Origin of the sequence: Aliikangiella marina (assembly GCF_007004765.1) — a bacterium.
Taxonomy (GTDB): Bacteria; Pseudomonadota; Gammaproteobacteria; order Enterobacterales; family Kangiellaceae; genus Aliikangiella; species Aliikangiella marina.
On sequence record NZ_VIKR01000007.1, the window covers coordinates 204,951 to 230,279 of the forward strand.

The window sequence follows — 25,329 nt, forward strand, 5'->3', positions numbered from 1 at the left end:
CAAAACAGGCAAGGAGTGCCGGTTGCAACACCAAGAAATCGAGTATTTGCTCGCCCTAAGGAAAATTAAAGGCGTTGGCAAAGTTACCGCCCACAAACTCATTTGTCATTTTGGCAATGCGACAAACCTTTTTAATGCTTCTGCGGAAAGCCTCGCTGAGGCCGGCTTAAAACCCCCTATCATCGAACAACTGGTCAACCAGAGCTCAGCGTTTAGACTCGATGCGGACATCGAGTCAGCCCTTGAGTGGGTCAGCACAGCCAATCGCCACATCATTACGTTCGATTCTCCATTTTATCCACCACTACTTGCACAAACGTATGATCCGCCGCTGATACTTTTTATTATCGGAAATCCCGAGTTGCTCATCACACCTCAACTCGCCGTCGTCGGCTCAAGAAAACCCACAGTTTCCGGAATCAATCATACACAAAGCTTTTGTAGCGAATTAGCGGATTTAGGGCTCACTATCACTAGCGGGCTCGCCTCAGGAATCGATGGCGAAGCTCATCGCGCGGCACTTAATGCCGGTGGTAAAACAATTGCCGTCTGTGGCACTGGTCTCAACCGAGTTTATCCAGCGCATCACCGTGAGCTGGCACACCAGATAGCCGAAGAGGGCTTGCTAGTGTCAGAAATGCTCCCGAATGAAAAGCAAAGTGTTGCCAGTTTCCCCAACAGAAACCGGATTATTGCCGGATTGTCACTGGGCACTCTTGTCGTAGAAGCCGCAGAAAAAAGTGGGACGCTAGTAACCGCGAGACAAGCAATGGAAGCGGGGAGGGAGGTCTTTGCAATCCCCAGCTCAATCCATAATCCACTGAGTAAGGGGTGCCACCGATTGATAAAACAAGGCGCTAAACTCACTGAATCCATCAATGATATCGTTGAGGAATTGCCCAATTTCGAACGAACATTGATTAACCAATCGACACCTGACAAACAACCGCCACTCGATTTTGAGTCGGCTGAGTTTTTAAAATGTATTGATTATGAGGTTACTAGCCTAGATACCATCGTCACTCGAAGTCGTTTGACAGTGGAAGCTGTGACCAATAAACTACTAGCATTAGAATTACAAGGCTGGGTAATTAACAGCGTCGGCGGTTATATTCGCCAATAGGGGTCGAGCAACTGACCTATCATTGATCTCTCGATCTTTGGGGAACTACATGAAAGCAGAAGTGATGGATGTACTCTTGTATATCTTTGAGCGTTTTCAAGATGACGAATTCGTACCCATCGAAAAAGCTGAAGCATTGGTAAGCGAATTAGAAGAAGTCGGTTTTCAAACCGTCGAAATTCAATCAGCGCTCGATTGGCTTGACGGCTTAGTCGACACCAGCTCTGAAAATTTTGCACTCAAACAAGATTCAGACATCACTACTCGAATCTATCATCCCTACGAACAACATTTTCTCTCGATTCAATGCCGTGGATTTTTATATTTCCTCGAGCAAGTTGGCGTTTTGGACTCACATAGCCGCGAAGCTGTCATTGACAGGGTGCTCGCCCTCGAATCTAACAAACCAGTAGATTTAGACCAACTTAAATGGGTCGTCATGATGGTGCTGTTCAATCTGCCAGGTAAACAAGAAGCCGCAGTTTGGTTAGAAAATATGGATGCCTGTTTCCATTAGTTAACGATTGGTATTGGCCATTTAAACGACCTTGGTTCCCCACCGGTAAACTCTCTAGACAACTGATTTACTTAAAGCTATATGGGTCATTACCCTCTGGCTGGCGTTTAAAGCGTTTGTAGGTCCATTGGTATTGATTGGGCCACCGATTAATAATGGATTCTAACTGGCGATTCATATCGGCATTAAAATCTTCGACATTTCTATTTCGGATCTCAAAGCTTGGTGCTTCTATATGAACGTTAAAACCCGACTGGTTTGAGTTTCGTAGGCAACAGCCAAATAACATCTCTGCGCCGGTTTTATTCAGCATTTTATGCAGCAACGTCATGGTATAGGCTTGATGACCAAAAAGCGGCGAGTAAATTCCAGCGCCCATACGCGGAACTTGGTCAGGCAAAATCATCATAATTTTACCTTGTTTAAGCGCTCGAAACAGATTCATGATCCCCTTGGTATCTGTTGGGAAAACCTGGCCTCCAAATCGCTGCCTGGCATCAAGTACTAATTTTTCGACGCCATAGTACTTTGCTGGCTGATACATACCTATAATTCGGTAATTAAACTGCAACCAATGCCAAAAGAACTCCCAGTTACCTATGTGTGGCACCGCCATAATCAGTGGCTTTTTTTCGTCTAAGATATTGTCGATTAAGGCGCTACCTTCCACCTGATCGAACATGTTAGCAATTTGGCTGCGACCGCCTAACCAAGCAGTAGCAAACTCTTTGGTTAAACACGAGTTATGACGGATGCTATTCTTTAATTTTACGTTGATTGCCGCTTCATCTAAATCCGGGTAGCACATTTGGAAATTCTTGCGCATAACCTTGGTCGTACGCCAATCCAGCAAAAAGTTGGCATAAGCCGTCATTCGGCTTAACGAACGGATAAACCAACCAGGCAACCAGTGAGTTATGCGGATCATTCCGGTGATAGTCCAACCGGATTGTTGCTTTTTCTTTTTTTTGGGCTTACTCAAATCTATTTACCGCACTTTTTTGATGACGTTATATTCGATAATTTAATGATAGCTTACTGGCTTTCTCGCTTTGCAAGCATCGCTTTAATCTCATTAAGCTCAAGATGAAGCGCTTCAATTTGTGCTCGACTTGCCGGTTCGCCGCCTTCTTGAGTCTCACCGTGGGAATCTGCACGGTGCTTTTCATGTTCTTGAGACATCACTTCAAGAATTGTCCCCACCATCATATTGAGAAAAATAAATGCTGTCAGGAAAATAAACGATAAATAATAAATCCAGCTAATTGGATAAAATTCCATCGTTTCATACATTACATCAGTCCAATCTTCGAATGTCGCTACCCGGAACAAGGTCAGCATTGATATCGAAACATCACCCCAAAGTTTCTCGTTAATGTGATTAAACAACATACTTCCAACGGCAGCATAGATGTAAAAAATAACGAACATGAGTAAGGCAATATAGCCCATCTGAGGAATTGCCCGAAGCAGCGCATTAATCAGCATACGGAGTTCGGGAATGATAGAGACTAAACGCAATACTCTGAAAACCCTGAGTAAACGCGCAAGTAACACCCCTGAGCCACCATCTGGAATCAAGCTACCGATGACAATGATCGTATCGAAAATGTTCCATCCTGAGGAGAAAAATTTACGCGCGTTATTGATTGCGAGAAAGCGAATAGTAATTTCAATAACGAAAAATATCGTAATAGAAAAATCTAAAATTTGGAGAATACCAACCGCTTTTTCTGGTAACTCATGTGTCTTTGCACCGATCAAAAGGGCCGATAAAACAATAACTAAGATCACTACCGTTTGGAAAAGCTTACTATTGTTTAGCTTCTCCATTTTTCCCAACAAATTTTGCCAAATAGTTGCCATAGCCGTGTTACCCAAGCTCTTGAGGCCAGAAAAAGTGCGATGATAATCAAATTCGCCATACAGCGCAAAATTTCGACAAACTTAATTGGCATAAAAAAACGGCTGACAAATCGGTCAGCCGTTTTAAATCTTGAATTGATCTATTAACTAATCGCTAAAACTCAAATTAGTGAAGTTTAAGTTACCGTCGCCATCTGTGTCGAAAACACCATTGGTTGGATAACCGTCAATGCCTTCGAGTTGCGTATCAAATTTTTCCAGGATCGCTAAATCACCACATAGCGCTTCCGCTTTCACTTCAATATCTTTTGCGTTATCAGTGACATAGGTTTCTATGTCCCGTTCTAAGTTCTCCATACGAAACTCAAAATCTTCAAGTTCTTCGCTGTCGCCTGAAAAAACCGCTGACAACACATTACTCACAATTTGGCCTGAGTATTTGGAAACAGCGGTTTCGATTGCTTCCTCAAACTCTTCGTCAAACGCTTCCTTGAAGGATACTTCCAACGCTTCTGAATTAAAGCTCTTTGGCGTTATATTCGCCTTGATCTTTTCAGTGACTTCTTCGATTGGTTTGATAAGCTCATTCTGCATGTCCATGTCATCGCCAAACAATGAAGTCATGACCACAGTCGTCGCTTTCAACCCAAGCTCAGCGCCTTCGACGGCGATCTCTGCAATTTTAGGGACCATTGCTTTGGTGTTTTCTCGCAAAGCCTCAGCCGCTTCTCGTTGCTCGTCAGTCAGCTCAACTTTTTCGTCATTAATTAGTAACTCGTCACCAACAAAGGCGATTGTCTCTCCACTCTTCTTGGCAAATACCACCTCATTTTCCTCAACCGTAACATCGTAATTTGTTGAGAAACGACATTCACTGTCGTGTGCCTGAGCGCTACCCATTGCCCCCAAGAGCGCCAAGGTTAATAACGTTTTCTTCATTGCTTCCTCCAAATAATCGCTAGCAAAACCAGCCCCAAACACTGGCAACACTAATCATGTCGCTCAGGTTAACCAGAAAGTTTGGATAGTTTTAGCGACGGATGTAAGAATTTGTGTCAGTTTACTGATTTTCTATTCCTTAAGACATAAAAAAAGGGTGAAACATCACCCTTTCATTTTGTCCTTTCTCTATTAACTGACTTTATTGAGCGGCGCTAGCAGCCTTATTCACTCCAGATAACTCAATAATAGCCTGTTCGATTTTTGGGTAAGTACCGATCTTTGCGTTATCAAGTTTGTATTTTTTATTGACCAATAAAGTTGGCGTCTTCATGACACGGTTTTTCATCGCATACTGTCGAGAAGTACGCAGTTGAGTATTTAACCAGTATGATTTTGCCACATCGTCATAGGCTTTTTCACTAACACCTAATGAAACGAAGAAAGCTTTCATATCGTCTTCACCTTTTAATGGTCGTTTTTCCACGTGAATTCGATGGAATAGTTTGCTATGACTTTTATCCAAAACACCGAGTTTTTCGCCAATAAAATAAGCCTTAACATAGATCTTCCACGCTGGATTGAGCTCTAACGGGACCATTTTAACGGGGATATTGGGATTTTTAGATTTGAAATCGCTCATAAACGCTTCGATCGAATAACACGCGCCACAAGCATAATTGAAAAACTCTTCCAGCAATGGCTCTTCAGTACCTTTAGGAGTCGTCACTTCGTAGTGCTCTCCAGCAACAAACTGACTTTGAGCTGCCAAAACAGGTAAGCCTGATGCTGCTGCCCATAAACCCGATGCTAGAACCAAGCCTTTAATTAACTTCATAATATCCTCAATACTTTTTAATCTAAATTTGTTCGTTAGTCTTATTGTGTTCATCACCCAACAGCAGATTCGCTTATTTGAGTGATTCACCGTCGCCGTTCTCGGCTAAAAAATTGGCTTATATACTAAATAAACTCTGCCGGCATTACCAGATTCAAGGGCAAGATTTCGTTACCTGCCGAGACCTTAAGTCGATAAACCCGATATGCCTAATGAAATATGAGACTGCTAAGGCGATAATTGGTTCGCTAACCACGGTACTCTTTTGGTGATAAGCCTGTCCACAACTTGAACGCTCTGGAAAAAGCCGCAGGCTCGGAAAAACCCAATTGCTGCGATATTTGAGAAACCGATGTTTTGCGGTTACTGAGTAAATTGATAGCAAGATCGCGTCGAATATGATCTTTAATCTTTTGAAAGCTTGCTCCCTCGGTGACCAGTTTTCGGCGTAATGTCCGCGAGGTGAGATGAAGTTTTTCCGCCACTTGTTCCATTGATATATCTGCAGGACTGTCTGCTTGCTCAAGAAGTAGGGCCACTCTTTGAGTGTAAACCGCGTGATACTCTTGACGTAAAAACCAATCAAGGGGCGCGCGGCGCATATAGTCTCTCAGTTCTCTTGGTGTTCGAACAACCTCGGCGTCTAACCAAGGTCTCGCAAAACTGAATCCACATTGCGCATGATCAAACTCAGCACGGCACGGATACATCAACCGATATTCCGAGAAGTGTCTCGGTTTGGAGTAATCAAACAATATGCCTTTCAACGGAATTCGTTGACCAATTAACCAGCTCGGAAACCGATGAAACAACAATAACAAAAATTCACGCAAAGCGTTGTCTTTATCGCGGTGAGGGGTATGTAGTTTCATGGTGAATTCGGCTTGATCACCATCAACAGTAAACTTGAGATCTAAAGCATCGTTAACCAAGTTATAAAAGTTGGTTAAGTGTCGGTACACCGATCGCAGCTTCTGATAGTGAACGGCTTGTTTCGCCATTAAAGTGAAAACACCATATCTCACTGGAGTCTTTGCCATTCCCAGAAATTCATCATCCGCGTATATCCACATGGTTTGCATAAGACGACTAAACTGAATAGGAGTAATTCGAATATCAGGTTTATCAATCAGTTTTGCATCGATGTTTGCAGTTTCTAACAATTGGTTGGTGTTAAGACCTAGCTTTTCAGCAGAACGCAAAATCGTATGGACAAAATGAATCGCTATCGTGTGATGGTGGGTTTTCATATCTAACAATGATCTATGTATTCTCAGCCTGATTAATATTGTCCTGACCGAATAAGTCTCGATTTATGGCTAGAATTTAGCATATTTTGTTATTGCTGTCCGATTATATCAATTATTGGACTGATTTGGTTATTCCAAATCACGACCACAGAAGGTTTAATTGACCGGTTAAATTATTGAGGAATTATCATGAGTGCATATACCCACCCCCACAATGATGCCGACTTTGTTTTTGAGCATATTGTGGAGTTTAATCAGCTTTGCCAACAGGCTGGATTAGAAGACATTAATACCGAATTATCATCGGCGATTCTTACTGAAGCTGCCAAACTTGGTACCGATGTATTAGCGCCACTGAATTGGGAGGGTGATCAAAACGGTACCTCCATGACCGAAAAAGGTGTTCAAGAATCTCCAGGATTCGCCGAGGCTTATCAGCAGTTTGTTGAAAGTGGCTGGCCTTCGCTGACTGCAGCAGAAGCGTTTGGTGGTCAAAACCTTCCGCACGTGATGGGAACTGCCGTTAATGAAGTTTGGCATACCTCCAACCTCGCTTTTGCGCTTTGTCCCATGCTCACTCATGGAGCAATCTCATCTCTCACCAATCACGGTTCAAAGGAGATGCAGGACACTTGGTTGCCTAATATGATCAATGGTACTTGGACTGGCACCATGAATTTAACTGAACCAAGTGCGGGTACCGACCTCGCAGCGGTTAAAACTAAAGCGGTCCCTAACGGCGATCACTATTTAATCTCAGGACAAAAAATATTTATTACCTGGGGCGATCACCAAATGACGGAAAATATCGTCCATTTAGTTCTCGCAAGAACCCCTGATGCACCGGCCGGTGTTAAGGGTATTTCTTTATTTATCGTTCCTAAATTCATGTTGGACGAAGCCGGTAATACCACAGACAAACAAAACGATGTGAAATGTATCTCGACAGAACACAAACTGGGTATTCATGCTAGCCCAACTTGTACCATGAGTTTCGGCGACAACGGCGGGGCTGTTGGTTATTTGGTCGGCGAGGAAAACAAAGGTTTGTCGTACATGTTCACCATGATGAATCATGCGCGCCAAGATGTTGGATTGCAAGGTTTAGCAATATCTGAGCGCTCTTATCAGCAAGCACGCGATTACGCAAAAGAGCGAGTTCAGGGCACCAATAAAGACGGTTCTCGTTTTACTATCATTAACTTCCCTGATGTGAGACGTATGTTGATGCTTATGAAAGCCGGCACAGAAGCTATGCGAGCGCTGTCATACTATGCGTCAGCAGAAATTGACCGTTCTCATTTTGCCGCTGACGATAGCGCCAAGGTCAAACACCATAATCGTGTTGAATTGATGACTCCGATTGTCAAAGGTTGGCTAACAGAGTTTGCCCAAGAGCTTACTTATCTCGGAACTCAAATCCATGGCGGTATGGGCTTTGTCGAAGAAACAGGTTCCGCACAACATTATCGTGATGCGCGTATTTTAACGATCTATGAGGGAACCACAGGTATCCAAGCCCTTGACTTGGTGGGTCGAAAAACCTTGGTTAACGGCGGCGAATTTTTACAAGATCTACTCAACGATATTGCAGAAACGGCTGAAGCGTTAAAGGCATCTGATAAATTCGCGAGTCACGCAGCAAAATTATCGAGTGCGCTCGATAAAGCCGCTCAAGCTCGACAATGGTTACTAGACAATGCGAAAGAAGATCGCTCTGCAGCAGGAGCTATCAGTGTCAATATGATGATGATGATGGGCTTCTTGTGCGGCGGTTGGATGATGGGCAAGTCAGCAATTAAAGCAGATAAATTGTTAGCCGCTGGCGAAGGCCATGAGGACTTCTTGAAAGCTAAGCTTATCACCTGCCAGTTCTACTTTGACCATTTGTTGCCTCGTGTCGATGGTTATTTTGCCGTGATTCAAAATGGTGGCGAAAGCATGATGGCAATGCCAGAAGATAGCTTCTAGAAAGCGAACTTCTCTTAGGAAAATAAAAACCCCGGTAACCAAACACTACCGGGGTTTTTTATGGGATAGTACAGAGATAATGACAGTACTAAGATAACGATAGTACTGAGATAACTTATTCTACCGTAACCGACTTCGCCAGATTTCGCGGTTGGTCGACATCTGTTCCGCGAATAACCGCAACATGATACGACAATAACTGGAGCGGCACAGTAAAGATAATTGGCGCTGTATAATGACTTTTGGCGCTACAGTGAATGATCTTTATGCCATCATTCTCGTTAATTTCGCTCTCTTTATCAGCAAAGACATACAGCTGACCACCTCGAGCACGCACTTCTTCCATATTTGATTTTAGTTTCTCTACTAAATCATTATTGGGCGCAACAACAACAATCGGCATGTCTTGATCAATGAGTGCGAGCGGTCCGTGTTTTAGTTCACCCGCAGCATAAGCTTCGGCATGAATATAAGAGATTTCTTTGAGTTTGAGTGCACCTTCCATTGCAATAGGGTATTGCTCACCACGGCCAAGGAACAGGGTATGCTCTTTTTCGGTAAACTCTTCAGAAATATCTTCAATCGTTTTATCCATCGCCAAAGCTTCATTAATTTCCGAAGGAATTTGACGTAATTGATCGACAATACTGGCAATCTCTTCGGCAGGTAATGTCTGCTTTGACTGGGCCATCGCGGTAGCCAACATTAACAAACCTGTTAATTGGGTGGTGAAAGCTTTTGTTGAGGCGACGCCAATCTCTGCACCGGCGCGAGTCATAAATGCCATATCAGACTCTCTAACGAGCGACGACCCAGGCACGTTACATATGGTCAAACTCGCCATAAAACCTTGCTCTTTGGCAAGTCTTAAGGCCGCAAGGGTGTCAGCAGTTTCACCCGACTGAGAAATACTAATAAATAATGAGTCGGGTACCACAACCGATTTACGATAACGGTATTCACTCGCGATTTCGACCTGACAAGGGATCTGAACCATTGCCTCAATCCAATATTTAGCAACCATTGCAGCATGATAACTGGTGCCACACGCAATAATCTGGACAGATTTAACCTTGGTCAATAATTCAGGCGCTTTATTACCAAAAGATTCAACAACGACCGAATCATTGGTCAAGCGACCCTCTAAAGTATTGGAGATCGACGTCGGTTGCTCAAAAATTTCCTTCATCATAAAGTGACGGAATTGACCTTTGTCACCGGCATCATGTTGGACACTCGACTCTTCAAAATCTCGCTCAACTAACGCACCATTCGCATCTAAAATACGCACCTCTCGACGAGAGACTTCAGCCACTTCACCTTCTTCTAAAAACATAAATTGGCGTGTAACAGGAAGCAGCGCTAACTGATCAGACGCAATAAACATCTCACCAATGCCTTTACCTAACACAAGCGGACTTCCAGAACGAGCGACAACAAGTTGCTCTGGGTTCTGCTGGTCCATAACAACGGTACCATAGGCTCCTTCTAACAATTGCGTTGCTTTAAGTACCGCTTCGAGTAACGATTCGGTCGTCTTACGCTCGCGCTCAATAAGGTGCGCCATAACTTCAGTATCAGTATCAGAACTAAATGCATAGCCTTGAGACTTTAATTCTTCGCGTAACACTTCATAATTTTCGATAATCCCATTATGCACAATCGCAATTCGATCATTCGAAAAGTGGGGGTGTGCATTATTTTCATTGGGTTCGCCATGAGTTGCCCAACGGGTATGAGCAATACCGATATTCCCATCGATAGGCGCTTCTTCCATTGCTTTTTGTAGTTCAGCAACTTTACCCACTCTCCTTAAGCGCGCGATTTGCCCCTCGCTGATGACCGCTAAGCCCGCAGAGTCGTATCCTCGGTACTCAAGGCGTCTTAATCCTTCAATTAAGATTTCAGCAATATCCCTTTGCGCCACTGCGCCTACAATTCCACACATTTTCTTCGTTTACTCCTTGAGCTACTTCTTTTTGGTTGGTCTTTTCCAACCTTCAATATGTTTTTGCTTAACTCGGCTGATACAAAGCATATCGTCATCAACGTCGCCGGTGACCGTTGTACCAGCGCCGACGGTGACATTGTTACCGATCTTAACCGGCGCAACTAGCTGGCTATCGGAACCAATAAAAGCATCATCGCCTATCTCGGTTAAATGTTTGTTCGCACCGTCGTAATTGCAAGTTATCGTACCCGCACCAACGTTCACTCGTTTACCAATTTCACTGTTACCGAGGTAAGCTAAGTGACCCGCTTTAGTCCCTTCACCAATAACTGACTTCTTGAGTTCGACAAAGTTGCCTATATGCGAGTCATTATGCAGGTGGGTGCCTTCTCTTAAGCGTGCAAATGGACCGACTGAACAGTCGTTATCAACTATAGCGCCTTCGATCACGGTATTTGGCTTTATCACAACATTTTCGCCGATGGTACAATCTTTCAAGTAAACATTGGGACCAATTTGAGCGCCTTCTTTTATTACAACGCGACCTTCAATCACGCAATTTATATCGATTACAATGTCACTCTCACAACTCAGCGTACCACGCAAATCAAAGCGTGTGGGGTCCATAAAAGTAACACCGCCTGCCATAAGCTGTTTGGCCATTTCAATTTGCCAAACGCGCTCGAGCTCGGCCAATTGAGCTAACGTATTGATACCTTCGACTTCAAAAAGCGCTAGTGGTTGAGCGGTGGTTACTTGTTGTCCGTCAGCGACGGCCATTGCAATAATATCGGTTAAGTAATATTCGCCCTGAGCGTTGTTATTATTCAGCTGTCCAATCCACTGTTTTAACTGGGTTGAGTTACAACACATAATGCCAGTATTCACTTCATTGATATTCAATTGCTCTGGACTTGCATCTTTATGCTCAACAATACCAGTTACCTGGTTTTGACTATCTCGGGTGATTCGACCATAACCGGTCGGATCGTCTAATAGACAAGTCATTAAAGCGATCCCTCTTGGATCTTCTCTTTGAATATCAATAAGTTGTGATAATGTATCATGATGCGTTAAAGGGACATCACCGTATAGAATAAGCGTCGGTGTATCATCAATTAAACCATCAAGTGCCATCTTCACCGCATGCCCAGTGCCTAACTGTTCAGTTTGTTCGACGAAAGACAACTCGATTTTTTCACCAACGACAGTTTGACGGACCCGATCACCACCATGACCAACAACCAAATGACAATGCTGAGCCCCCATAGAGCGACAATTATCGATGACATGTTGAACGAGAGGCTTACCGGCTAATTTGTGAAGAACTTTGGGTAATTTAGACTTCATCCGGCTTCCTTTGCCGGCAGCAAGAATAATAACTTGGATATCCATTCTTAAGCTAAATCCATAAAAATTGAATCAAGTGTCGTATTTTACGCAGATCATCCAGTGAGATAAACCTTTCAGATCAATATTAAACGCTTATATCGGTTAAGTTTGGCTCGCTTTCATCGATTTGTCATTTTTAAATACCGGCAGCCGATCGATTAAGCCGTTACTGGGGAGGTAACTGATTTATTATAGGTTATACTAGTAAATCGCGACGATATCTCAATCTATTTTAGCAAACCAAGGACCTTTGCTATGCTGATTTCATTAAATAGGTGGTTATTAGCTTTTTTAGTAAGTGCTGTATTAATCACATTAAAGCCCGTATCTAATCTGGCTCTGGCTGCTGAAGTCCACACCTCTGAAACTGTGTGGGCTTTTGCAGACTCTCACGGGGATTACCAAGAATTAACCAAGCTCCTCAAAACAGCTGAAATAATCGACGAAGACAATAATTGGCGTGCTGGTAAATCGATTCTAGTTTCCACGGGTGATGTACTGGACCGTGGACCGGGCCCTCGCAAGATTTTCGACTTACTGATAAAGCTCGAGCAACAGGCTACAGAAGCAGGCGGTAAACTGCTTTTTTCTCTAGGTAATCATGAAGTCATGATTCTCGTTGGCGATCTGCGTTATGTCGCACCTGCAGAATATGCTGAGTTCGAAGAAGATGAAACCGAAGCTTTGAGAGACCAATATTTTGAACGTTTCGTCAACTATCACCAAACTAAGCTCCGCAAAGAACAAAAAAATTCACGCCTAAAGATAGATAAGAAAAAGGTCCGCATAAAATTCGATGAAGCATTTCCGAAGGGTTATTTCGCGCGTTATGAAGCATTTTCCCCACAAGGTAAATACGGAAAATGGTTGTTAAACAAGGATTTTATTAACAAAGTTAACGATAGACTTTTTACCCATGGTGGGTTGTCGCCAGAACTAGTTGGTAAAACCTTAAACGAGGTGAATGCACAACTAAAAGGCGAGTTATTAACCTATGTCAATGCTTGGCACGATCTATTATCGGACGGCTCACTCACTCATGGCATTCCGTTTCGCCAAAGAGCAAAGAGCATAATCAACCAAAAAGAAGAATTTGTGACTCAGTTTAACAGCCAGGAAAATGCTTTTCTCTTTTCAACCCAAAGCCCCACTTGGTATCGTGGCGCGATTTATTGCCATCCTTTTTATGAAAATGAGTCGTTGCGAAATATCCTCGCTAGCTTTGACGCCAAACAAGTATTACTAGGTCATTCGGTTACCCCGACTCGGCGAGTCAATCAAAGGTTAAACAATCAAGCCATTCTAATGGATACCGGCATGTTGGGCGATGTGTACGGGGGCAGCGGTAATATTATTCAAATTATCGACGACAAACTATCAGTGTTAAATTCTTCGGGAGAAGTCTATCAGCCTGAAACCGCTTATCACACGGCAATAAATTATCCAACCAACCTAAGCCACGATGAATTAGTCAAACTCTTGGAAACGAAAGAAGCTGACAAAACCGAAAAACTCAAGACCGGAATCACACGACCGTCTCGATTAACCTTCAATGTAAATGGCAATAAAATACGCGCGTTATCAAAGTACATTGACGACAGTCCAAATTTGCAAAATGAACGCAAACGAAAGCCTGAAGATATGTATGCCGACCGCTATCATAATGATATTGCCGCTTACCGTTTGAGCGAGCTGATGGGGTTCAAACTTGTTCCTATCTCAACCACTAGACCGATGGATGAGGGTAGAGGATTGGTTCAATACTGGGTTGAAAATTCCTACACCGAGTACGAGGCCAATGAAAAAGGCTGGGCATATGACGGACATTGTAGTTATGAAGCACAAATGAATATGATGCGAGTATTTGATCTGTTAATTCATAACTTCGACCGAAATCCAACGAATATTTTAATCGAAGAAAACCAAGGCCAGCTTGTCTGGATTGATCATTCCCGTAGTTTTTCGTTTAGACGGAAATTACCGAGAGAAATCGATCGCTCGAACATTAAACTTACTCCAGAAGTTAGAAAAGCGCTTACCGAGCTGACTAAAGATAAAGTAAAAAAATCAATGGGGGATTTACTCAATCGAAATCAGATTAATGCGCTGATGAAAAGACGAGACTTAATTTTAAACCTTGATCCGTTAGATGATTAAAACAAAACGGCGATCAGGTGAGCCTGATCGCCGTCTTGTTTTGGATTTGCTGTTTTTTAAATTCTTTCTAAATGAGGACTCATGGGTAAAGAGTCAGACCAGCGAACATCAAACTCAACTTCACATCCCAACTCATCAGCATCTGTCACTCGCAATTTCAATTTCAATTCACCACTTGTTCCTTTTGGTGGATGAAAGGTGATGTGAAGGTTGTGTTTATCAAAAACAATCCATTCAGGTAGCTTAGTATTTTGCACCGTGGTTAAGAAATAACGCAGTGCATCGCCTGGATCGGGATCATAGAAAAGATCCTCTGGAATTTTACTGCGCATCCGAAAACCAGAACTTAGCTCAAAGTTTGCTATTTCACCGATAATTTGCGGCGCATTGCCGGTCTGACTATCTTCATAATCGCGACCATAAGTCTTAGAAATTTTGTAGCAAATCAATAACATCAATGCCGATAGCGCCAAATTAAGCCACACAAACTCCATCGTTTCCCAATTAAAAGAATTAAGCCCTACGTAGATAACGCCAAACTGAAGTAGATCGCCTAAACGCCAAACAAAGGTATCGATGGTTGTTTTTGCCAGGTATTTATCGTCCCTATCCAAGGGTAAGTACAACGCATTGCGAGTCGTATTAGCAATGGAGTAACTCGCTGAATTTTCAGCAATCATGGTTAAAAACGCGACGATAAAAATCGGGACTAACGCAAGCAATCCGTAACCCAAAATCATCACCACTGGGAGTATAAGTACGCTACCCTTGATGCCTATCCATCGAAATAAACGGGCAACAAGAAACGTTTGCAACAAAAAACCGAGGGAGCTAACCCAAGTGTAATAGGTTGAATAATAACGAGTAATTAAATCTGCTTCCGATAGGTTCGGACTGGTTGCGGCAATCGCTGCGGCGGTGTCTTTAACATAGGAGGCAAAAATAAACTCTCCAGTTGTATTAATCCAATTCATTAAAAGTACAAAAGCAGCGACATAAATAAGATACTTTTTACTAAAAATTAATCGGAATCCTTCGAGCGCGGAAATATGCTCTTCTTGGTCTTCAACATCAATTTTGTGGTTTTTAGACTCTTCCGGTAACTTTAATTCTGCACGCATTGATAAGTAGGTAGCGCCTACCAGACAAATAACCGCAGCAAATAACACTGAGTTAATACCCGCTTGTCCATAAACCCAATCAGCAGAAAGCGATCCAAACCAGGCCCCTAATGTGGCTCCAATCATAATGGGAGGAAAAAGCCTTTGTCCCGTTTTTTGATTCATTAAATCCGCACAATAAGACCAAAAGTGGGAAACTAAGAGAACACCGTAAATACTCTGCCAAACATAAAACACCATCGGGGTTTTGATATCTATGGCGATTAATCCCAGGAAAATCAGAATATTAACAAAGAAAAATCCATTCACCATGACGGTCAGTCCATAGCGATGAGACTTATCTTGGTAATGCTTATAGAAGATACCGTAAACAAAGACGACGAAACCGATAGTTAGTGCAGAAATGGCGTTGGCCAAACTCTTGTCCATCGCTGAGCCGTTGGTTAGGATAAGTGTTTCGCGAACGACTTTTAACAGATAATGAGAATAAAGCAGGAAGAAAGCGTTGCCAATCAACATCCAGGTTGAAGGACCTTCACCTGGTCGGATGCGGGTTGCTACTGATAGAAGTTTTTCCCCAAAATGCAGTCGATTAGCCATTATCGTCCTTTTTTTGCGTGGATTTTAAGATTTTAGCAGAAGTAGGGCGATAAGATACCCCAAATTTGTGTGGGAGATGTTACCTAAAAGTAACCTAAAGTGTTATTTGATCAGTACGGTTTTTTCGCACTGTTGGCTGGTCGTTTGAAAGTCGCTTTTAGCGGGTAACGTCAATACAAAAACCATGCACATAACAATGCTTGCTATGAATGCCATTAATGGTTTTAAGAAGGTGAGCTTCATCGTGTAGACGCTATAATCATCAATTGTTTAATAAATAGACGATCAAACGATGATTTTGGTTTGCATTAACCCTAAAAAAACAATTTGGCGGGAATGATTTGATTTAAATGGACAAAAAAAGCGGCCTAAGCCGCTTTCTTCATTCTGTATCGACCAAAGCGAAACTTATTTGCCGACTTTTTTGCGGATTGCTTGAATTGTTCTCAGCTGAGCGACCGCTTCAGCTAATTCAACAGCTGCTTCAGCGTATTCAATTTCTGAACTCTGATCGGCCATTGCTGCTTCTGCTGCTTCTTTCGCTGCAATAGCAGCCGCTTCATCAACATCATCAGCTCGTGCCGCCGTATCCGCCAAAATCGTGGTTACGTGTGGCTGAACTTCAAGCGTTCCACCAGACACATAATAAAGTTCTACATTTCCATCATGGTCAGTTACTTTTACTGTTCCAGGCTTCAAAGACGTGAGCAATGGGGCATGTCCTGGGACAATCCCTAACTCTCCTAATTCACCAGTGGCAACAAGTGAATCGACAGTGCCAGAGAAGATCGACTTCTCAGCACTAACGATATCTAAATGAAATGTATACATATCCAATTTCCTATGCTCGAGAGCTTGTAGTTAATATTAACTACAACCAACTTACATTGATTTTGCTTTTTCAACCGCTTCTTCGATTGAACCAACCATGTAGAAAGCTTGCTCTGGCAAGTGGTCGTATTCACCGTTAAGAATGCCTTGGAAACCAGCAATAGTATCTTTCAATGAGACGTATTTACCTGGAGAACCGGTGAATACTTCAGCAACGAAGAATGGCTGTGATAAGAAACGTTGAATCTTACGAGCGCGAGCAACAGTTTGCTTATCTTCTTCTGATAATTCATCCATACCCAAGATTGCGATGATATCTTTCAACTCTTTATAACGCTGAAGAACACCTTGAACACCACGTGCAACATCATAGTGCTCTTGGCCAATAACCAATGGGTCAAGCTGACGTGAAGTTGAATCGAGCGGGTCAACCGCAGGGTAGATACCAAGCTCAGCGATCTGACGAGAAAGTACAACAGTCGCATCCAAGTGAGCAAAGGTTGTTGCTGGAGACGGGTCAGTCAAGTCATCAGCAGGTACGTATACCGCTTGAACCGATGTGATAGAGCCAGTCTTAGTCGAAGTAATACGCTCCTGAAGTACACCCATTTCCTCAGCAAGTGTAGGCTGGTAACCTACCGCCGATGGCATACGACCTAGAAGTGCTGATACCTCAGTACCTGCAAGTGTATAACGATAGATGTTATCGATGAAAAGTAAAACGTCACGACCTTCATCACGGAATTTTTCCGCCATAGTCAAACCAGTCAAAGCAACACGAAGTCTGTTTCCTGGAGGCTCATTCATCTGACCGTAAACTAGCGATACTTTATCGATTACGTTTGAGTCAGTCATTTCGTGATAGAAGTCATTACCTTCACGAGTACGCTCCCCAACACCGGCGAATACAGAGAAACCGCTGTGCTCTGTTGCGATGTTACGGATAAGCTCCATCATGTTGACGGTTTTACCAACACCCGCACCACCGAATAGACCAACTTTACCACCTTTAGCAAATGGGCAAACCAAGTCGATTACTTTGATACCAGTTTCTAACAATTCGTTAGCCGCAGCTTGATCTTCATAAGAAGGCGCTTCACGGTGAATAGACATTCTTTCTTGCTCGCCAATTGGACCTTTTTCGTCAATTGGGTTACCAAGAACATCCATGATTCGGCCTAAAGTTTCTTGGCCAACTGGCACAGAAATAGGAGCGCCTGTGTTGGTTACCTTCATGCCGCGGCTCATTCCCTCAGAGGAACCCATCGCGATACAACGGACAACACCGTCACCTAACTGTTGCTGAACTTCTAGTACTAACTCGCTACCTTCGATATCAAGTGCATCATACACTTTCGGTACATCAGTACGTGGGAATTCCACGTCGATGACAGCGCCGATAATCTCAACAATGCTACCGTTACTCATTGTTTGTTCCTCTATTTAATTTTTAATCTTTAAAATTCTTTAACTAATCTCACAATGACGAGTGCGCTATACAGCAGCTGCACCACCAATAATCTCGGAGATTTCCTGGGTAATAGCCGCTTGACGTGCTTTGTTGTATATCAACTGTAAGTCGTCAATGATATCGCCAGCGTTATCAGTTGCTGCTTTCATCGCAACCATTCTTGACGCTTGCTCACAAGCGACATTATCTACAACGCCTTGATAGACTTGTGATTCGATATAACGGACTAGTAATACGTCTAATAGCTCTTTAGCATCTGGTTCGTAAATATAATCCCAGTGATGTTTTAATTCGTCTTCTTCTTGCTTTTCAACGGGCAATAATTGGCGAACTCTTGGCTCTTGAGTCATGGTGTTAACAAACTCGTTGTGAACCAAATAAAGTCTATCAATTCGACCTTCATCAAATGCATCTAACATGACTTTAACCGTACCGATTAAATCAGTAACTGTTGGTGTATCACCTAAGCCTGAAGTTTTAGCGACAACATTGCCACCAAAACGATTAAAGAAAGCCGCTGCTTTAGAGCCAATCAAACATAAGTCGAGTTCGACTTCTTTCTCTTGCCAATCTTGCATTGACTTTAATGCGCTTTTGAAAAGGTTAGTATTTAAGCCACCACATAAGCCACGGTCAGTTGAAACAACAATGAATCCAACCCGTTTTACTTCGCGCTCAATAATATAAGGGTGCTTATACTCAGTGTGCCCCATTGCCAAGTGACCGATTACACCGCGGATTTTCTCGGCATAAGGCTTGGTTGCTTCCATACGATCCTGCGCTTTACGCATTTTACTCGCAGCAACCATTTCCATTGCACTGGTAATTTTCTGAGTATTTTTAATACTTCCAATCTTGGTACGAATTTCTTTTCCGACCGCCATAGACTGTTCCAGTAATTAGTTAAATTAATATTCTTTTAAAGTCCCCTCTCCCTAGGAGGAAGAGGGACACAAATACTACCAAGTAGCAGTTTCTTTGAACTTGTTGATAGCCGCATCAAGCTCAGCTTCGATATCTTTATCGTAGCCGCCACTTTCGTTGATTTTGGCCATTAACGATTGCTCGTTACTGTTCATGTGATCTTGTAATGCTGCTTCAAAGTCTAAGATTTTGCTCAACTCAACATCTTTCAAGTGACCTTTCTCAGCAGCAAACAATGATACCGCCATTTGCGCTACTGACATTGGCGCATATTGGTTTTGCTTCATTAATTCAGTCACGCGTTGACCATGTTCCAACTGCTCACGAGTTGCGTCATCAAGATCCGATGCGAACTGCGCGAACGCTGCTAGCTCACGATATTGAGCAAGTGCTAATCGAACACCACCACCCAATTTCTTAACAACTTTGGTCTGTGCAGAACCACCAACACGTGATACTGAAAGACCAGCGTTAACCGCAGGACGAATACCAGCATTGAATAAATCAGTTTCTAGGAAGATCTGACCGTCAGTGATAGAGATTACGTTTGTCGGTACGAAAGCCGATACGTCACCCGCTTGCGTTTCGATAATCGGAAGTGCAGTTAAAGAACCTGTTTGACCTTTAACTTTTCCATCGGTGATTTTCTCAACATGCTCTGCATTGATTCTTGCAGCACGCTCAAGAAGACGTGAATGCAAGTAGAATACGTCACCAGGATAGGCTTCACGACCTGGAGGACGACGAAGCAATAATGAGATTTGACGATATGCCCAAGCTTGCTTGGTTAAATCATCATAAACGATTAGCGCATCTTCACCATTGTCTCGGAAGTATTCTCCCATAGTACAACCAGCGAAAGGTGCGATAAATTGTAGTGCCGCAGAGTCAGAAGCCGATGCAGCAACAACAATAGTGTTCGCCATTGCGCCGTGCTCTTCTAGCTTGCGTACGATGTTTGCAATCGTCGACGCTTTTTGACCAATCGCAACATAAACACAGCGAATACCCGTGTCTTTTTGGTTGATGATTGCGTCGATTGCTAATGCTGTTTTACCCGTTTGACGGTCACCGATAATCAACTCACGTTGACCACGACCGACTGGAATCATCGCATCAACAGACTTATAGCCAGTTTGTACTGGTTGGTCTACCGATTGACGAGAGATTACACCAGGAGCAACTTTTTCTACTGGAGAATAAGTAGCACCTTCAATAGGGCCTTTACCGTCGATTGGATTACCCAAAGCGTCAACAACACGGCCAAGCATACATTCGCCAGTCGGTACTTCAAGAATACGACCGGTACATTTTGCTTTTTGACCTTCAACGATGTCTGAGTAGTCACCAAGCACTACCGCACCCACTGAATCGCGCTCAAGGTTAAGTGCCAAACCGTATTTACCGCCTGGCAATTCAATCATTTCACCTTGCATTACTTCTGCAAGACCATGAATTTTTAAGATACCGTCAGATACGCTTACGATGGTACCTTCATTGCGGGCTTCAGAAACAACTTCAAAATCATTGATGCGTTGTCTGATTAGCTCGCTAATTTCTGATGGATTCAGTTGCACGCTCATGCTCTGTGTTCCTTTATTATACGTTTAAAGTATCAGACAGCTTGGTTAGCTTTCCGCGAACCGAACCGTCGATGACTAAATCTTCTGCTTGAATAATCAAACCACCCAAAATGTCGCCATCAACTTCGACGTCAACTTCAACTTCACGACCTAATTTCGCCGCTAGCTTCTCTTTAATTTGGGTAATTTGCTGCTCATTTAACTCTGTTGCTGAAGTGACATGCGCTTCGACGGTTTTTTCAAACTCGCTGCGCAAGAAATTAAATAACACTTCAATTTCAGGTAAAGCCAGTAGACGACCGTTCTGTGCTAAAAGCTTGATAAAGTTGGTGCCGTTCGCATCCAATCTATCTTCACACACTTTTAACATCGCGTCTCGTTGGTCTTCCTTAGTAAAATGAGGGCTTGTTAATAGCTGTTGCATCGACTCATCGCTCACTACCTGAGACGCGAAGCCAATCATATCTGACCATTCAGCCAGTTTTTTAGCTTCTAAAGCGAACTCAAACGCAGCTTTGGCGTATGGTCGAGCTAGGGTTGTTAATTCAGCCATGGGCCACCTTCATTTATTGATTAAAGTTCAGCAACTAATTTGTCAAGAATGTCTGCTTGTGCAGATGCATCGATATTGCGTTGAAGAATTTTCTCTGCGCCAGCAACTGCTAATACAGATACTTGCTTACGCAACTCTTCACGTGCTCGATGGACTTCTTGTTCGATTTCAGCTTGTGCACCGGCTTTAATTTTATCTGCTTCTGCACGCGCGTCATCTTTTGCTGAATCTACGATTTCAGCGTGACGCTTTTTAGCTTGATCGAGTAGCTCAGCCGCTTTTTCTTTGGCTTCTCGCATGGTTTCCGCAGCTTTCTTCTGAGCCAGCTCTAAATCTTGCTGGCTACGATCGGCTGCAGCTAACCCTTCAGCGATTTTTTCTTGACGTTCAGTAATCGCTTCATCTAGCAAAGGCCAAATGTATTTCATAGTGAACCAAACGAATACGATCATCGCAAACGTTTGGCCAAATAGGGTTGCATTAAAATCCACGGCAATCTCCTCTTAATAGTCGGTTAATGAAAAGACTCGGGATGATTAACCTGCTGTAGCTGCTGCTAATTGCTCAACAAATGGGTTAGCGAAAGTGAAGAACAACGCGATACCAACACCGATCATTGCAACTGCGTCAAGAAGACCAACCACGATGAACATTTTAACTTGAAGCATTGGCGCCAATTCTGGTTGACGAGCTGCACTTTCTAGGAATTTACCACCTAAAAGACCCATACCAATACCAACGCCTAGAGCGCCAAGACCGATAAGGATAGCCACTGCGATTGTGGTAAAGCCGATTACTGTTTCCATTGTGTTCTCCTAATTAGGAATAGTTAAGTTTAAAGTTAAAATTATTTAAGTTAATTTTTAATTAGTGATCTTCGTGAGCCAAGCTGAGGTAAACCACAGTCAACATCATGAAGATAAATGCTTGCAGGAAGATAACCAACAAGTGCAATAGCGCCCAGCCAAAATGCAGTGGTAACTGGAACCATCCCATCAATGCGATAAGGATAAATATCAGTTCACCTGCGTACATGTTTCCGAAAAGACGGAGAGACAAGGAGATTGGCTTGGCCAGCAATGCTGCGCCTTCCAGCACTAAATTCAGTGGTATAGCAGCCCAGTGGTTAAAAGGATTCATCGTCAACTCTTTAGTAAAGCCGCCGATACCTTTTACTTTGATGCTATAGAATATGATGAGTACGAATACCGATAGTGACATGGCAAACGTAATGTTTACGTCAGTACTTGGTACGATTTTAAGATACGGGATACCCATAGCGTGTGCCAAACCTGGGATCCAATCCACCGGAATCAAGTCCATCAAATTCATGAGGTATACCCAAACGAAAATAGTGAGACCGAGTGGTGCAATTAACTTGTTCTTTCCGTGAAAAGTATCTTTCACGTTAGAGTCGACAAAGTCGATGATTAGCTCAATGAAGCATTGAAATTTTCCAGGAACGCCAGTGGTAGCTTTTTTCGCTGCGCGGCGGAAAATCCACAAGAAGATAAGGCCAAGGCCGATTGAAAAGCCCAATGTGTCAACATTGAAAGCCCAGAATTCACCTTTACAAAGAAGTGGGTTATCTGCAGTGTTGAATGCCCAACCATTTTCCGTTGAACAAACTTGAAGATTCTGCAGATGGTGTTTGATATAACCCGTACTTGTCTCTGCCATAAACTTATTAGTCCTATAATCTAATTAAGTCGATCTAGTTCGTTTTGATAATGACGGGCGCTAACCATTGACCTAGCAACCCAATCACAAATCCAATCAAGACATAAACCTCAAATCCCGGTAAAAATTTAAAGGCCGCCACCATAAGTGCTGCCGATAATACGATTTTGACCGTTTCACCAAAGTAAAAAGCACGAACAACCTGTTTGCTGCGTTGTGCTCCGGACTTGGAAAATGCCTTATAAACGAAGAAACTATTCGCAAGGAATATAGCGCCTCCGCCCGATAGCAATGCTAGTGCTACCTTCAATTCTTTCAAAAGCCCAATTGCCGCCGCAACCATAATGATGATTGCTTGTATCAATAGCAGCTTTTTAGCTTGCTGATGTCCTCGTTGGATCAAAGCTTGACTCATTGTGCGAACTTATTTGAAATCAGTTGCCTAAAATTGTGTTTCGCATTATCCAATCGAAGAATATGGATGACCCTTGCTGCAGTGCTTTACTACGGGCAAAAAACAACCACCTAAATGCGGCGCAAATTATAGTGATCAATGCCTCTATAAGCAAGTGATCGATCGGCTTAATTCAAGGCAAATTCTGTAATCCATCGAACAAACCTTATGCATATCATCGGTCTATCCTGAGGTTTAATTCATCAGCTAATCTCGCAAGATTATAACTTGCTGTTATTTAAGGAAATGTTACATTTTCGATTGGTCGTCATCAGGTGATTCACAGTAGAGTGTGATTTTTACCAGAAGGGAAAAAAAACGATGAAAAATAGATTAATTCTATTATTTATGCTGAGTTCGTGGTTTATATCAGATGTTTTCGCGGAGCATCAAAGCAGATACATGGAAATTAATGGCCATAAATTACAAATCACCGAATGGTATTCCTCATCTCATAACCGGCAGCCCACCACCAATGACCCCAAACTTAGTACGGTTTTACTCCTTTCTGGACCGACCGATAACTGGAATTCTGACTCTGCTTGGTTTGCTCGATTAGCCCCCAAACTTGCCAAGCATTACCGGGTCGTGGCAATTGACCGAGCGGGCCAACAAACCGATAATCCCAATGCCCCCCTTGGCTATATTCAATTCGGTAAAGATCTTCAACAGTTGATCCCCAAACTAGCGATCAAAAAAATGCATATCATTGGGTTTGCGAGCGCTAATATTGCCATCAATCAGTTATTGTCAGGCACGCTTAGCACCGAAACCTTGTCGATCACCTTAATTGATCCGGACGTGCTGCTACCATACTCAATTAACCGCTATAAATCAGATGCTAAGCCTTTTAAAGATAATCTTGAAAAATACATCGAATATATTGGTGCTGGTAAATACGCGGCCCGGGCTAAACAAAAGAATGACACTGAATATAAGCACCTGCAGTCAATCAATGCAAAGGATCCCGAGACGGATTGGCGTTATGTCGAGAAAACATTTCAATCTCGATTATCGATTATCAGCTTGCAAAATCTATTTAAAGAAATCGCGCGTTACGGTGAGGATTTAGATATCGCAGCCAAGCAGACATTGCCTAAAGACATACCATTAGTGGTTTTCGATACCGATTTTGAGGATAACTATATTGCTCAAACTGAGAAAGACGCTGATAAGCAAGGTTTACGACGCTGGAAGGCGGAGGCCGCCAAGTTTTATCAACAGTTAGCAGATGAGTCAGTCAACGGTCAATACATTCATCTCGACAGCAAAGAACATTTGTTACCTTTTTCTGATCCTGACCAACTGATAGCAACGATTCAGCGACTTAATGACCGAGCCTCTCAATAGCATGGAATCTGAAATACTTAAATCGCTGCACAACTTGGCTAATCACGCGTTAGCTCAGTCAGCCAGCGGTTTTTTTAAGACTGAACCGGGCGGCTATGGAGAAGGTGACCAATTTATCGGGATCAGAGTGCCGGTTATTCGTCAGCAAGTTAAGCAATTTAAACCCGTTCCTTTATCCGTTTGTGAAAAACTGCTTAGTTCTCCATTCCACGAAGTTCGAATGTTTGCGCTACTCGCTATGGTCGAGATTTTTAATTGCAAAAAAAACGACAGGAGGACAGCAGTTTACCAAAGCTATATGGCTAATTTACGGTACATCAATAACTGGGATTTGGTCGATTGTGCCTGTTATAAAATAGTCGGTCCTTTTCTTGAAGATAAACCCCGCGATGTGCTTTATCAGTTGGCCCAGTCTAACAATCTTTGGGAACGACGGATTGCCATCGTTGCAACCTATCACTTTATCAAGGCAGGGGATTTTAAAGATACCCTCGCGATTGCAAACTTATTACAAAATGATCACCATGATCTGATTCACAAAGCTGTGGGCTGGATGCTCAAATTGGTCGGTCAACAAAATGAGTCTTGTTTACTCGACTATCTTAAGCCGCGATATGGTGACATGCCGCGAACTTTATTACGTACCGCAATAGAAAAACTCCCAGGACAGTTAAGGCAAGACCTCCTCAATAATAAGTTTTGAGCCGATTTACTGGCAATACGCCAATAAATATCTAAGCTTAGAGTTAATGATGAAT

General features: G+C 42.9%; 23 protein-coding genes. 6 read left to right on the plus strand and 17 right to left on the minus strand.

Annotation, left to right across the window (positions count from 1 at the left end):
* Window positions 1-22: 22 nt before the first annotated feature.
* Window positions 23-1,123 carry a DNA-processing protein DprA gene (dprA, locus tag FLL45_RS22160; protein ID WP_142944250.1) on the plus strand — a complete coding sequence of 367 codons (1,101 nt, stop codon included), beginning with the start codon at window positions 23-25 and terminating at the stop codon, window positions 1,121-1,123.
* A gap of 49 nt (window positions 1,124-1,172) precedes the next feature.
* Window positions 1,173-1,640: a Smg family protein gene (locus FLL45_RS22165; RefSeq protein WP_142944251.1), complete on the plus strand. Its 468-nt coding sequence runs from the start codon at window positions 1,173-1,175 to the stop codon at window positions 1,638-1,640.
* Window positions 1,641-1,707: 67 nt separating this feature from the next.
* On the opposite strand, the gene FLL45_RS22170 is transcribed toward FLL45_RS22165, so the two are convergent.
* From FLL45_RS22170 to FLL45_RS22190, 5 genes are all read right to left on the minus strand, one after another.
* The gene (locus tag FLL45_RS22170) at window positions 1,708-2,622 is read right to left on the minus strand and encodes a lysophospholipid acyltransferase family protein (RefSeq protein WP_142944252.1); all 915 of its coding nucleotides are present in this window, start codon (window positions 2,620-2,622) and stop codon (window positions 1,708-1,710) included.
* A 53-nt stretch (window positions 2,623-2,675) separates the two neighbouring features.
* On the minus strand, window positions 2,676-3,506 hold the full coding sequence (locus FLL45_RS22175) for an ion transporter (RefSeq protein ID WP_142944253.1): 831 nt from the start codon (window positions 3,504-3,506) through the stop codon (window positions 2,676-2,678).
* A gap of 147 nt (window positions 3,507-3,653) precedes the next feature.
* Complete coding sequence (locus tag FLL45_RS22180) at window positions 3,654-4,445, minus strand: DUF2884 family protein (protein ID WP_142944254.1); 792 nt, start codon at window positions 4,443-4,445, stop codon at window positions 3,654-3,656.
* A gap of 202 nt (window positions 4,446-4,647) precedes the next feature.
* Window positions 4,648-5,283 (minus strand): thiol:disulfide interchange protein DsbA/DsbL, encoded by a 636-nt coding sequence (locus tag FLL45_RS22185; protein ID WP_142944255.1) that lies wholly within the window; start codon window positions 5,281-5,283, stop codon window positions 4,648-4,650.
* A gap of 248 nt (window positions 5,284-5,531) precedes the next feature.
* Window positions 5,532-6,533, minus strand: coding sequence for an AraC family transcriptional regulator (locus FLL45_RS22190; RefSeq protein WP_142944256.1), 1,002 nt, complete (start codon window positions 6,531-6,533; stop codon window positions 5,532-5,534).
* Window positions 6,534-6,722: 189 nt separating this feature from the next.
* Here FLL45_RS22190 and FLL45_RS22195 point away from each other — a divergent pair, with 189 nt between their 5' ends.
* Window positions 6,723-8,504 (plus strand): acyl-CoA dehydrogenase family protein, encoded by a 1,782-nt coding sequence (locus tag FLL45_RS22195; protein ID WP_142944257.1) that lies wholly within the window; start codon window positions 6,723-6,725, stop codon window positions 8,502-8,504.
* 115 nt (window positions 8,505-8,619) lie between these two features.
* On the opposite strand, the gene glmS is transcribed toward FLL45_RS22195, so the two are convergent.
* Window positions 8,620-10,452: a glutamine--fructose-6-phosphate transaminase (isomerizing) gene (glmS, locus tag FLL45_RS22200; RefSeq protein ID WP_142944258.1), complete on the minus strand. Its 1,833-nt coding sequence runs from the start codon at window positions 10,450-10,452 to the stop codon at window positions 8,620-8,622.
* 21 nt (window positions 10,453-10,473) lie between these two features.
* Window positions 10,474-11,850, minus strand: coding sequence for a bifunctional UDP-N-acetylglucosamine diphosphorylase/glucosamine-1-phosphate N-acetyltransferase GlmU (gene glmU, locus FLL45_RS22205; RefSeq protein WP_142944259.1), 1,377 nt, complete (start codon window positions 11,848-11,850; stop codon window positions 10,474-10,476).
* 252 nt (window positions 11,851-12,102) lie between these two features.
* On the opposite strand from glmU, the gene FLL45_RS22210 reads away from it, so the two are divergent.
* A complete protein-coding gene (locus FLL45_RS22210) occupies window positions 12,103-14,004 on the plus strand; it encodes a metallophosphoesterase (protein WP_142944260.1) in 1,902 nt (633 codons plus the stop codon).
* A gap of 56 nt (window positions 14,005-14,060) precedes the next feature.
* Here the strand turns inward: FLL45_RS22210 and FLL45_RS22215 are convergent, their stop codons facing one another.
* The 10 genes from FLL45_RS22215 to FLL45_RS22260 all read right to left on the minus strand — a co-directional run bounded on the left by FLL45_RS22215 (window position 14,061) and on the right by FLL45_RS22260 (window position 23,182).
* Entirely contained in the window at window positions 14,061-15,725 is a 1,665-nt protein-coding gene (locus tag FLL45_RS22215; protein WP_142944261.1) for a putative Ig domain-containing protein, read from the minus strand.
* A 408-nt stretch (window positions 15,726-16,133) separates the two neighbouring features.
* Complete coding sequence (locus FLL45_RS22220; RefSeq protein WP_142944262.1) at window positions 16,134-16,556, minus strand: F0F1 ATP synthase subunit epsilon; 423 nt, start codon at window positions 16,554-16,556, stop codon at window positions 16,134-16,136.
* A gap of 51 nt (window positions 16,557-16,607) precedes the next feature.
* Complete coding sequence (gene atpD, locus FLL45_RS22225; RefSeq protein WP_142944263.1) at window positions 16,608-17,984, minus strand: F0F1 ATP synthase subunit beta; 1,377 nt, start codon at window positions 17,982-17,984, stop codon at window positions 16,608-16,610.
* Window positions 17,985-18,050: 66 nt separating this feature from the next.
* The gene (gene atpG, locus FLL45_RS22230) at window positions 18,051-18,911 is read right to left on the minus strand and encodes a F0F1 ATP synthase subunit gamma (protein ID WP_142944264.1); all 861 of its coding nucleotides are present in this window, start codon (window positions 18,909-18,911) and stop codon (window positions 18,051-18,053) included.
* A gap of 75 nt (window positions 18,912-18,986) precedes the next feature.
* Complete coding sequence (gene atpA / locus FLL45_RS22235) at window positions 18,987-20,534, minus strand: F0F1 ATP synthase subunit alpha (protein WP_142944265.1); 1,548 nt, start codon at window positions 20,532-20,534, stop codon at window positions 18,987-18,989.
* A gap of 16 nt (window positions 20,535-20,550) precedes the next feature.
* Window positions 20,551-21,087 (minus strand): F0F1 ATP synthase subunit delta, encoded by a 537-nt coding sequence (locus FLL45_RS22240; protein WP_142944266.1) that lies wholly within the window; start codon window positions 21,085-21,087, stop codon window positions 20,551-20,553.
* Between the two features lie 20 nt (window positions 21,088-21,107).
* Window positions 21,108-21,578, minus strand: a complete 471-nt coding sequence (locus tag FLL45_RS22245; protein WP_142944267.1) for a F0F1 ATP synthase subunit B — start codon at window positions 21,576-21,578, stop codon at window positions 21,108-21,110.
* A 45-nt stretch (window positions 21,579-21,623) separates the two neighbouring features.
* Window positions 21,624-21,893, minus strand: a complete 270-nt coding sequence (gene atpE / locus FLL45_RS22250; RefSeq protein WP_142944268.1) for a F0F1 ATP synthase subunit C — start codon at window positions 21,891-21,893, stop codon at window positions 21,624-21,626.
* Window positions 21,894-21,954: 61 nt separating this feature from the next.
* Window positions 21,955-22,767 carry a F0F1 ATP synthase subunit A gene (gene atpB, locus FLL45_RS22255; protein ID WP_142944269.1) on the minus strand — a complete coding sequence of 271 codons (813 nt, stop codon included), beginning with the start codon at window positions 22,765-22,767 and terminating at the stop codon, window positions 21,955-21,957.
* A 34-nt stretch (window positions 22,768-22,801) separates the two neighbouring features.
* The gene (locus FLL45_RS22260; RefSeq protein WP_142944270.1) at window positions 22,802-23,182 is read right to left on the minus strand and encodes an ATP synthase subunit I; all 381 of its coding nucleotides are present in this window, start codon (window positions 23,180-23,182) and stop codon (window positions 22,802-22,804) included.
* A 360-nt stretch (window positions 23,183-23,542) separates the two neighbouring features.
* Between FLL45_RS22260 and FLL45_RS22265 the strand changes: the two genes are divergently transcribed.
* Window positions 23,543-24,571 (plus strand): alpha/beta fold hydrolase, encoded by a 1,029-nt coding sequence (locus FLL45_RS22265; RefSeq protein WP_142944271.1) that lies wholly within the window; start codon window positions 23,543-23,545, stop codon window positions 24,569-24,571.
* Window positions 24,552-25,274, plus strand: a complete 723-nt coding sequence (locus tag FLL45_RS22270) for a DNA alkylation repair protein (RefSeq protein WP_142944272.1) — start codon at window positions 24,552-24,554, stop codon at window positions 25,272-25,274. Before FLL45_RS22265 ends, FLL45_RS22270 begins: the two co-directional genes overlap by 20 nt.
* Window positions 25,275-25,329: the final 55 nt, after the last annotated feature.

Excerpts from the sequence above, each read along its gene's own strand:
- FLL45_RS22190 (WP_142944256.1), bottom strand. The coding sequence starts at position 6,533 with ATGAAAACCCACCATCACACGATAGCGATTCATTTTGTCCATACGATT.
- FLL45_RS22165 (WP_142944251.1), top strand. The coding sequence starts at position 1,173 with ATGAAAGCAGAAGTGATGGATGTACTCTTGTATATCTTTGAGCGTTTT.
- FLL45_RS22210 (WP_142944260.1), top strand. The coding sequence starts at position 12,103 with ATGCTGATTTCATTAAATAGGTGGTTATTAGCTTTTTTAGTAAGTGCT.
- atpG (WP_142944264.1), bottom strand. The coding sequence starts at position 18,911 with ATGGCGGTCGGAAAAGAAATTCGTACCAAGATTGGAAGTATTAAAAAT.
- atpD (WP_142944263.1), bottom strand. The coding sequence starts at position 17,984 with ATGAGTAACGGTAGCATTGTTGAGATTATCGGCGCTGTCATCGACGTG.
- FLL45_RS22260 (WP_142944270.1), bottom strand. The coding sequence starts at position 23,182 with ATGAGTCAAGCTTTGATCCAACGAGGACATCAGCAAGCTAAAAAGCTG.
- glmU (WP_142944259.1), bottom strand. The coding sequence starts at position 11,850 with ATGGATATCCAAGTTATTATTCTTGCTGCCGGCAAAGGAAGCCGGATG.
- glmS (WP_142944258.1), bottom strand. The coding sequence starts at position 10,452 with ATGTGTGGAATTGTAGGCGCAGTGGCGCAAAGGGATATTGCTGAAATC.
- FLL45_RS22185 (WP_142944255.1), bottom strand. The coding sequence starts at position 5,283 with ATGAAGTTAATTAAAGGCTTGGTTCTAGCATCGGGTTTATGGGCAGCA.
- FLL45_RS22175 (WP_142944253.1), bottom strand. The coding sequence starts at position 3,506 with ATGGCAACTATTTGGCAAAATTTGTTGGGAAAAATGGAGAAGCTAAAC.
- atpE (WP_142944268.1), bottom strand. The coding sequence starts at position 21,893 with ATGGAAACAGTAATCGGCTTTACCACAATCGCAGTGGCTATCCTTATC.
- FLL45_RS22220 (WP_142944262.1), bottom strand. The coding sequence starts at position 16,556 with ATGTATACATTTCATTTAGATATCGTTAGTGCTGAGAAGTCGATCTTC.
- FLL45_RS22240 (WP_142944266.1), bottom strand. The coding sequence starts at position 21,087 with ATGGCTGAATTAACAACCCTAGCTCGACCATACGCCAAAGCTGCGTTT.
- atpB (WP_142944269.1), bottom strand. The coding sequence starts at position 22,767 with ATGGCAGAGACAAGTACGGGTTATATCAAACACCATCTGCAGAATCTT.
- FLL45_RS22195 (WP_142944257.1), top strand. The coding sequence starts at position 6,723 with ATGAGTGCATATACCCACCCCCACAATGATGCCGACTTTGTTTTTGAG.
- atpA (WP_142944265.1), bottom strand. The coding sequence starts at position 20,534 with ATGAGCGTGCAACTGAATCCATCAGAAATTAGCGAGCTAATCAGACAA.
- FLL45_RS22215 (WP_142944261.1), bottom strand. The coding sequence starts at position 15,725 with ATGGCTAATCGACTGCATTTTGGGGAAAAACTTCTATCAGTAGCAACC.
- FLL45_RS22180 (WP_142944254.1), bottom strand. The coding sequence starts at position 4,445 with ATGAAGAAAACGTTATTAACCTTGGCGCTCTTGGGGGCAATGGGTAGC.
- FLL45_RS22270 (WP_142944272.1), top strand. The coding sequence starts at position 24,552 with ATGACCGAGCCTCTCAATAGCATGGAATCTGAAATACTTAAATCGCTG.
- FLL45_RS22265 (WP_142944271.1), top strand. The coding sequence starts at position 23,543 with ATGAAAAATAGATTAATTCTATTATTTATGCTGAGTTCGTGGTTTATA.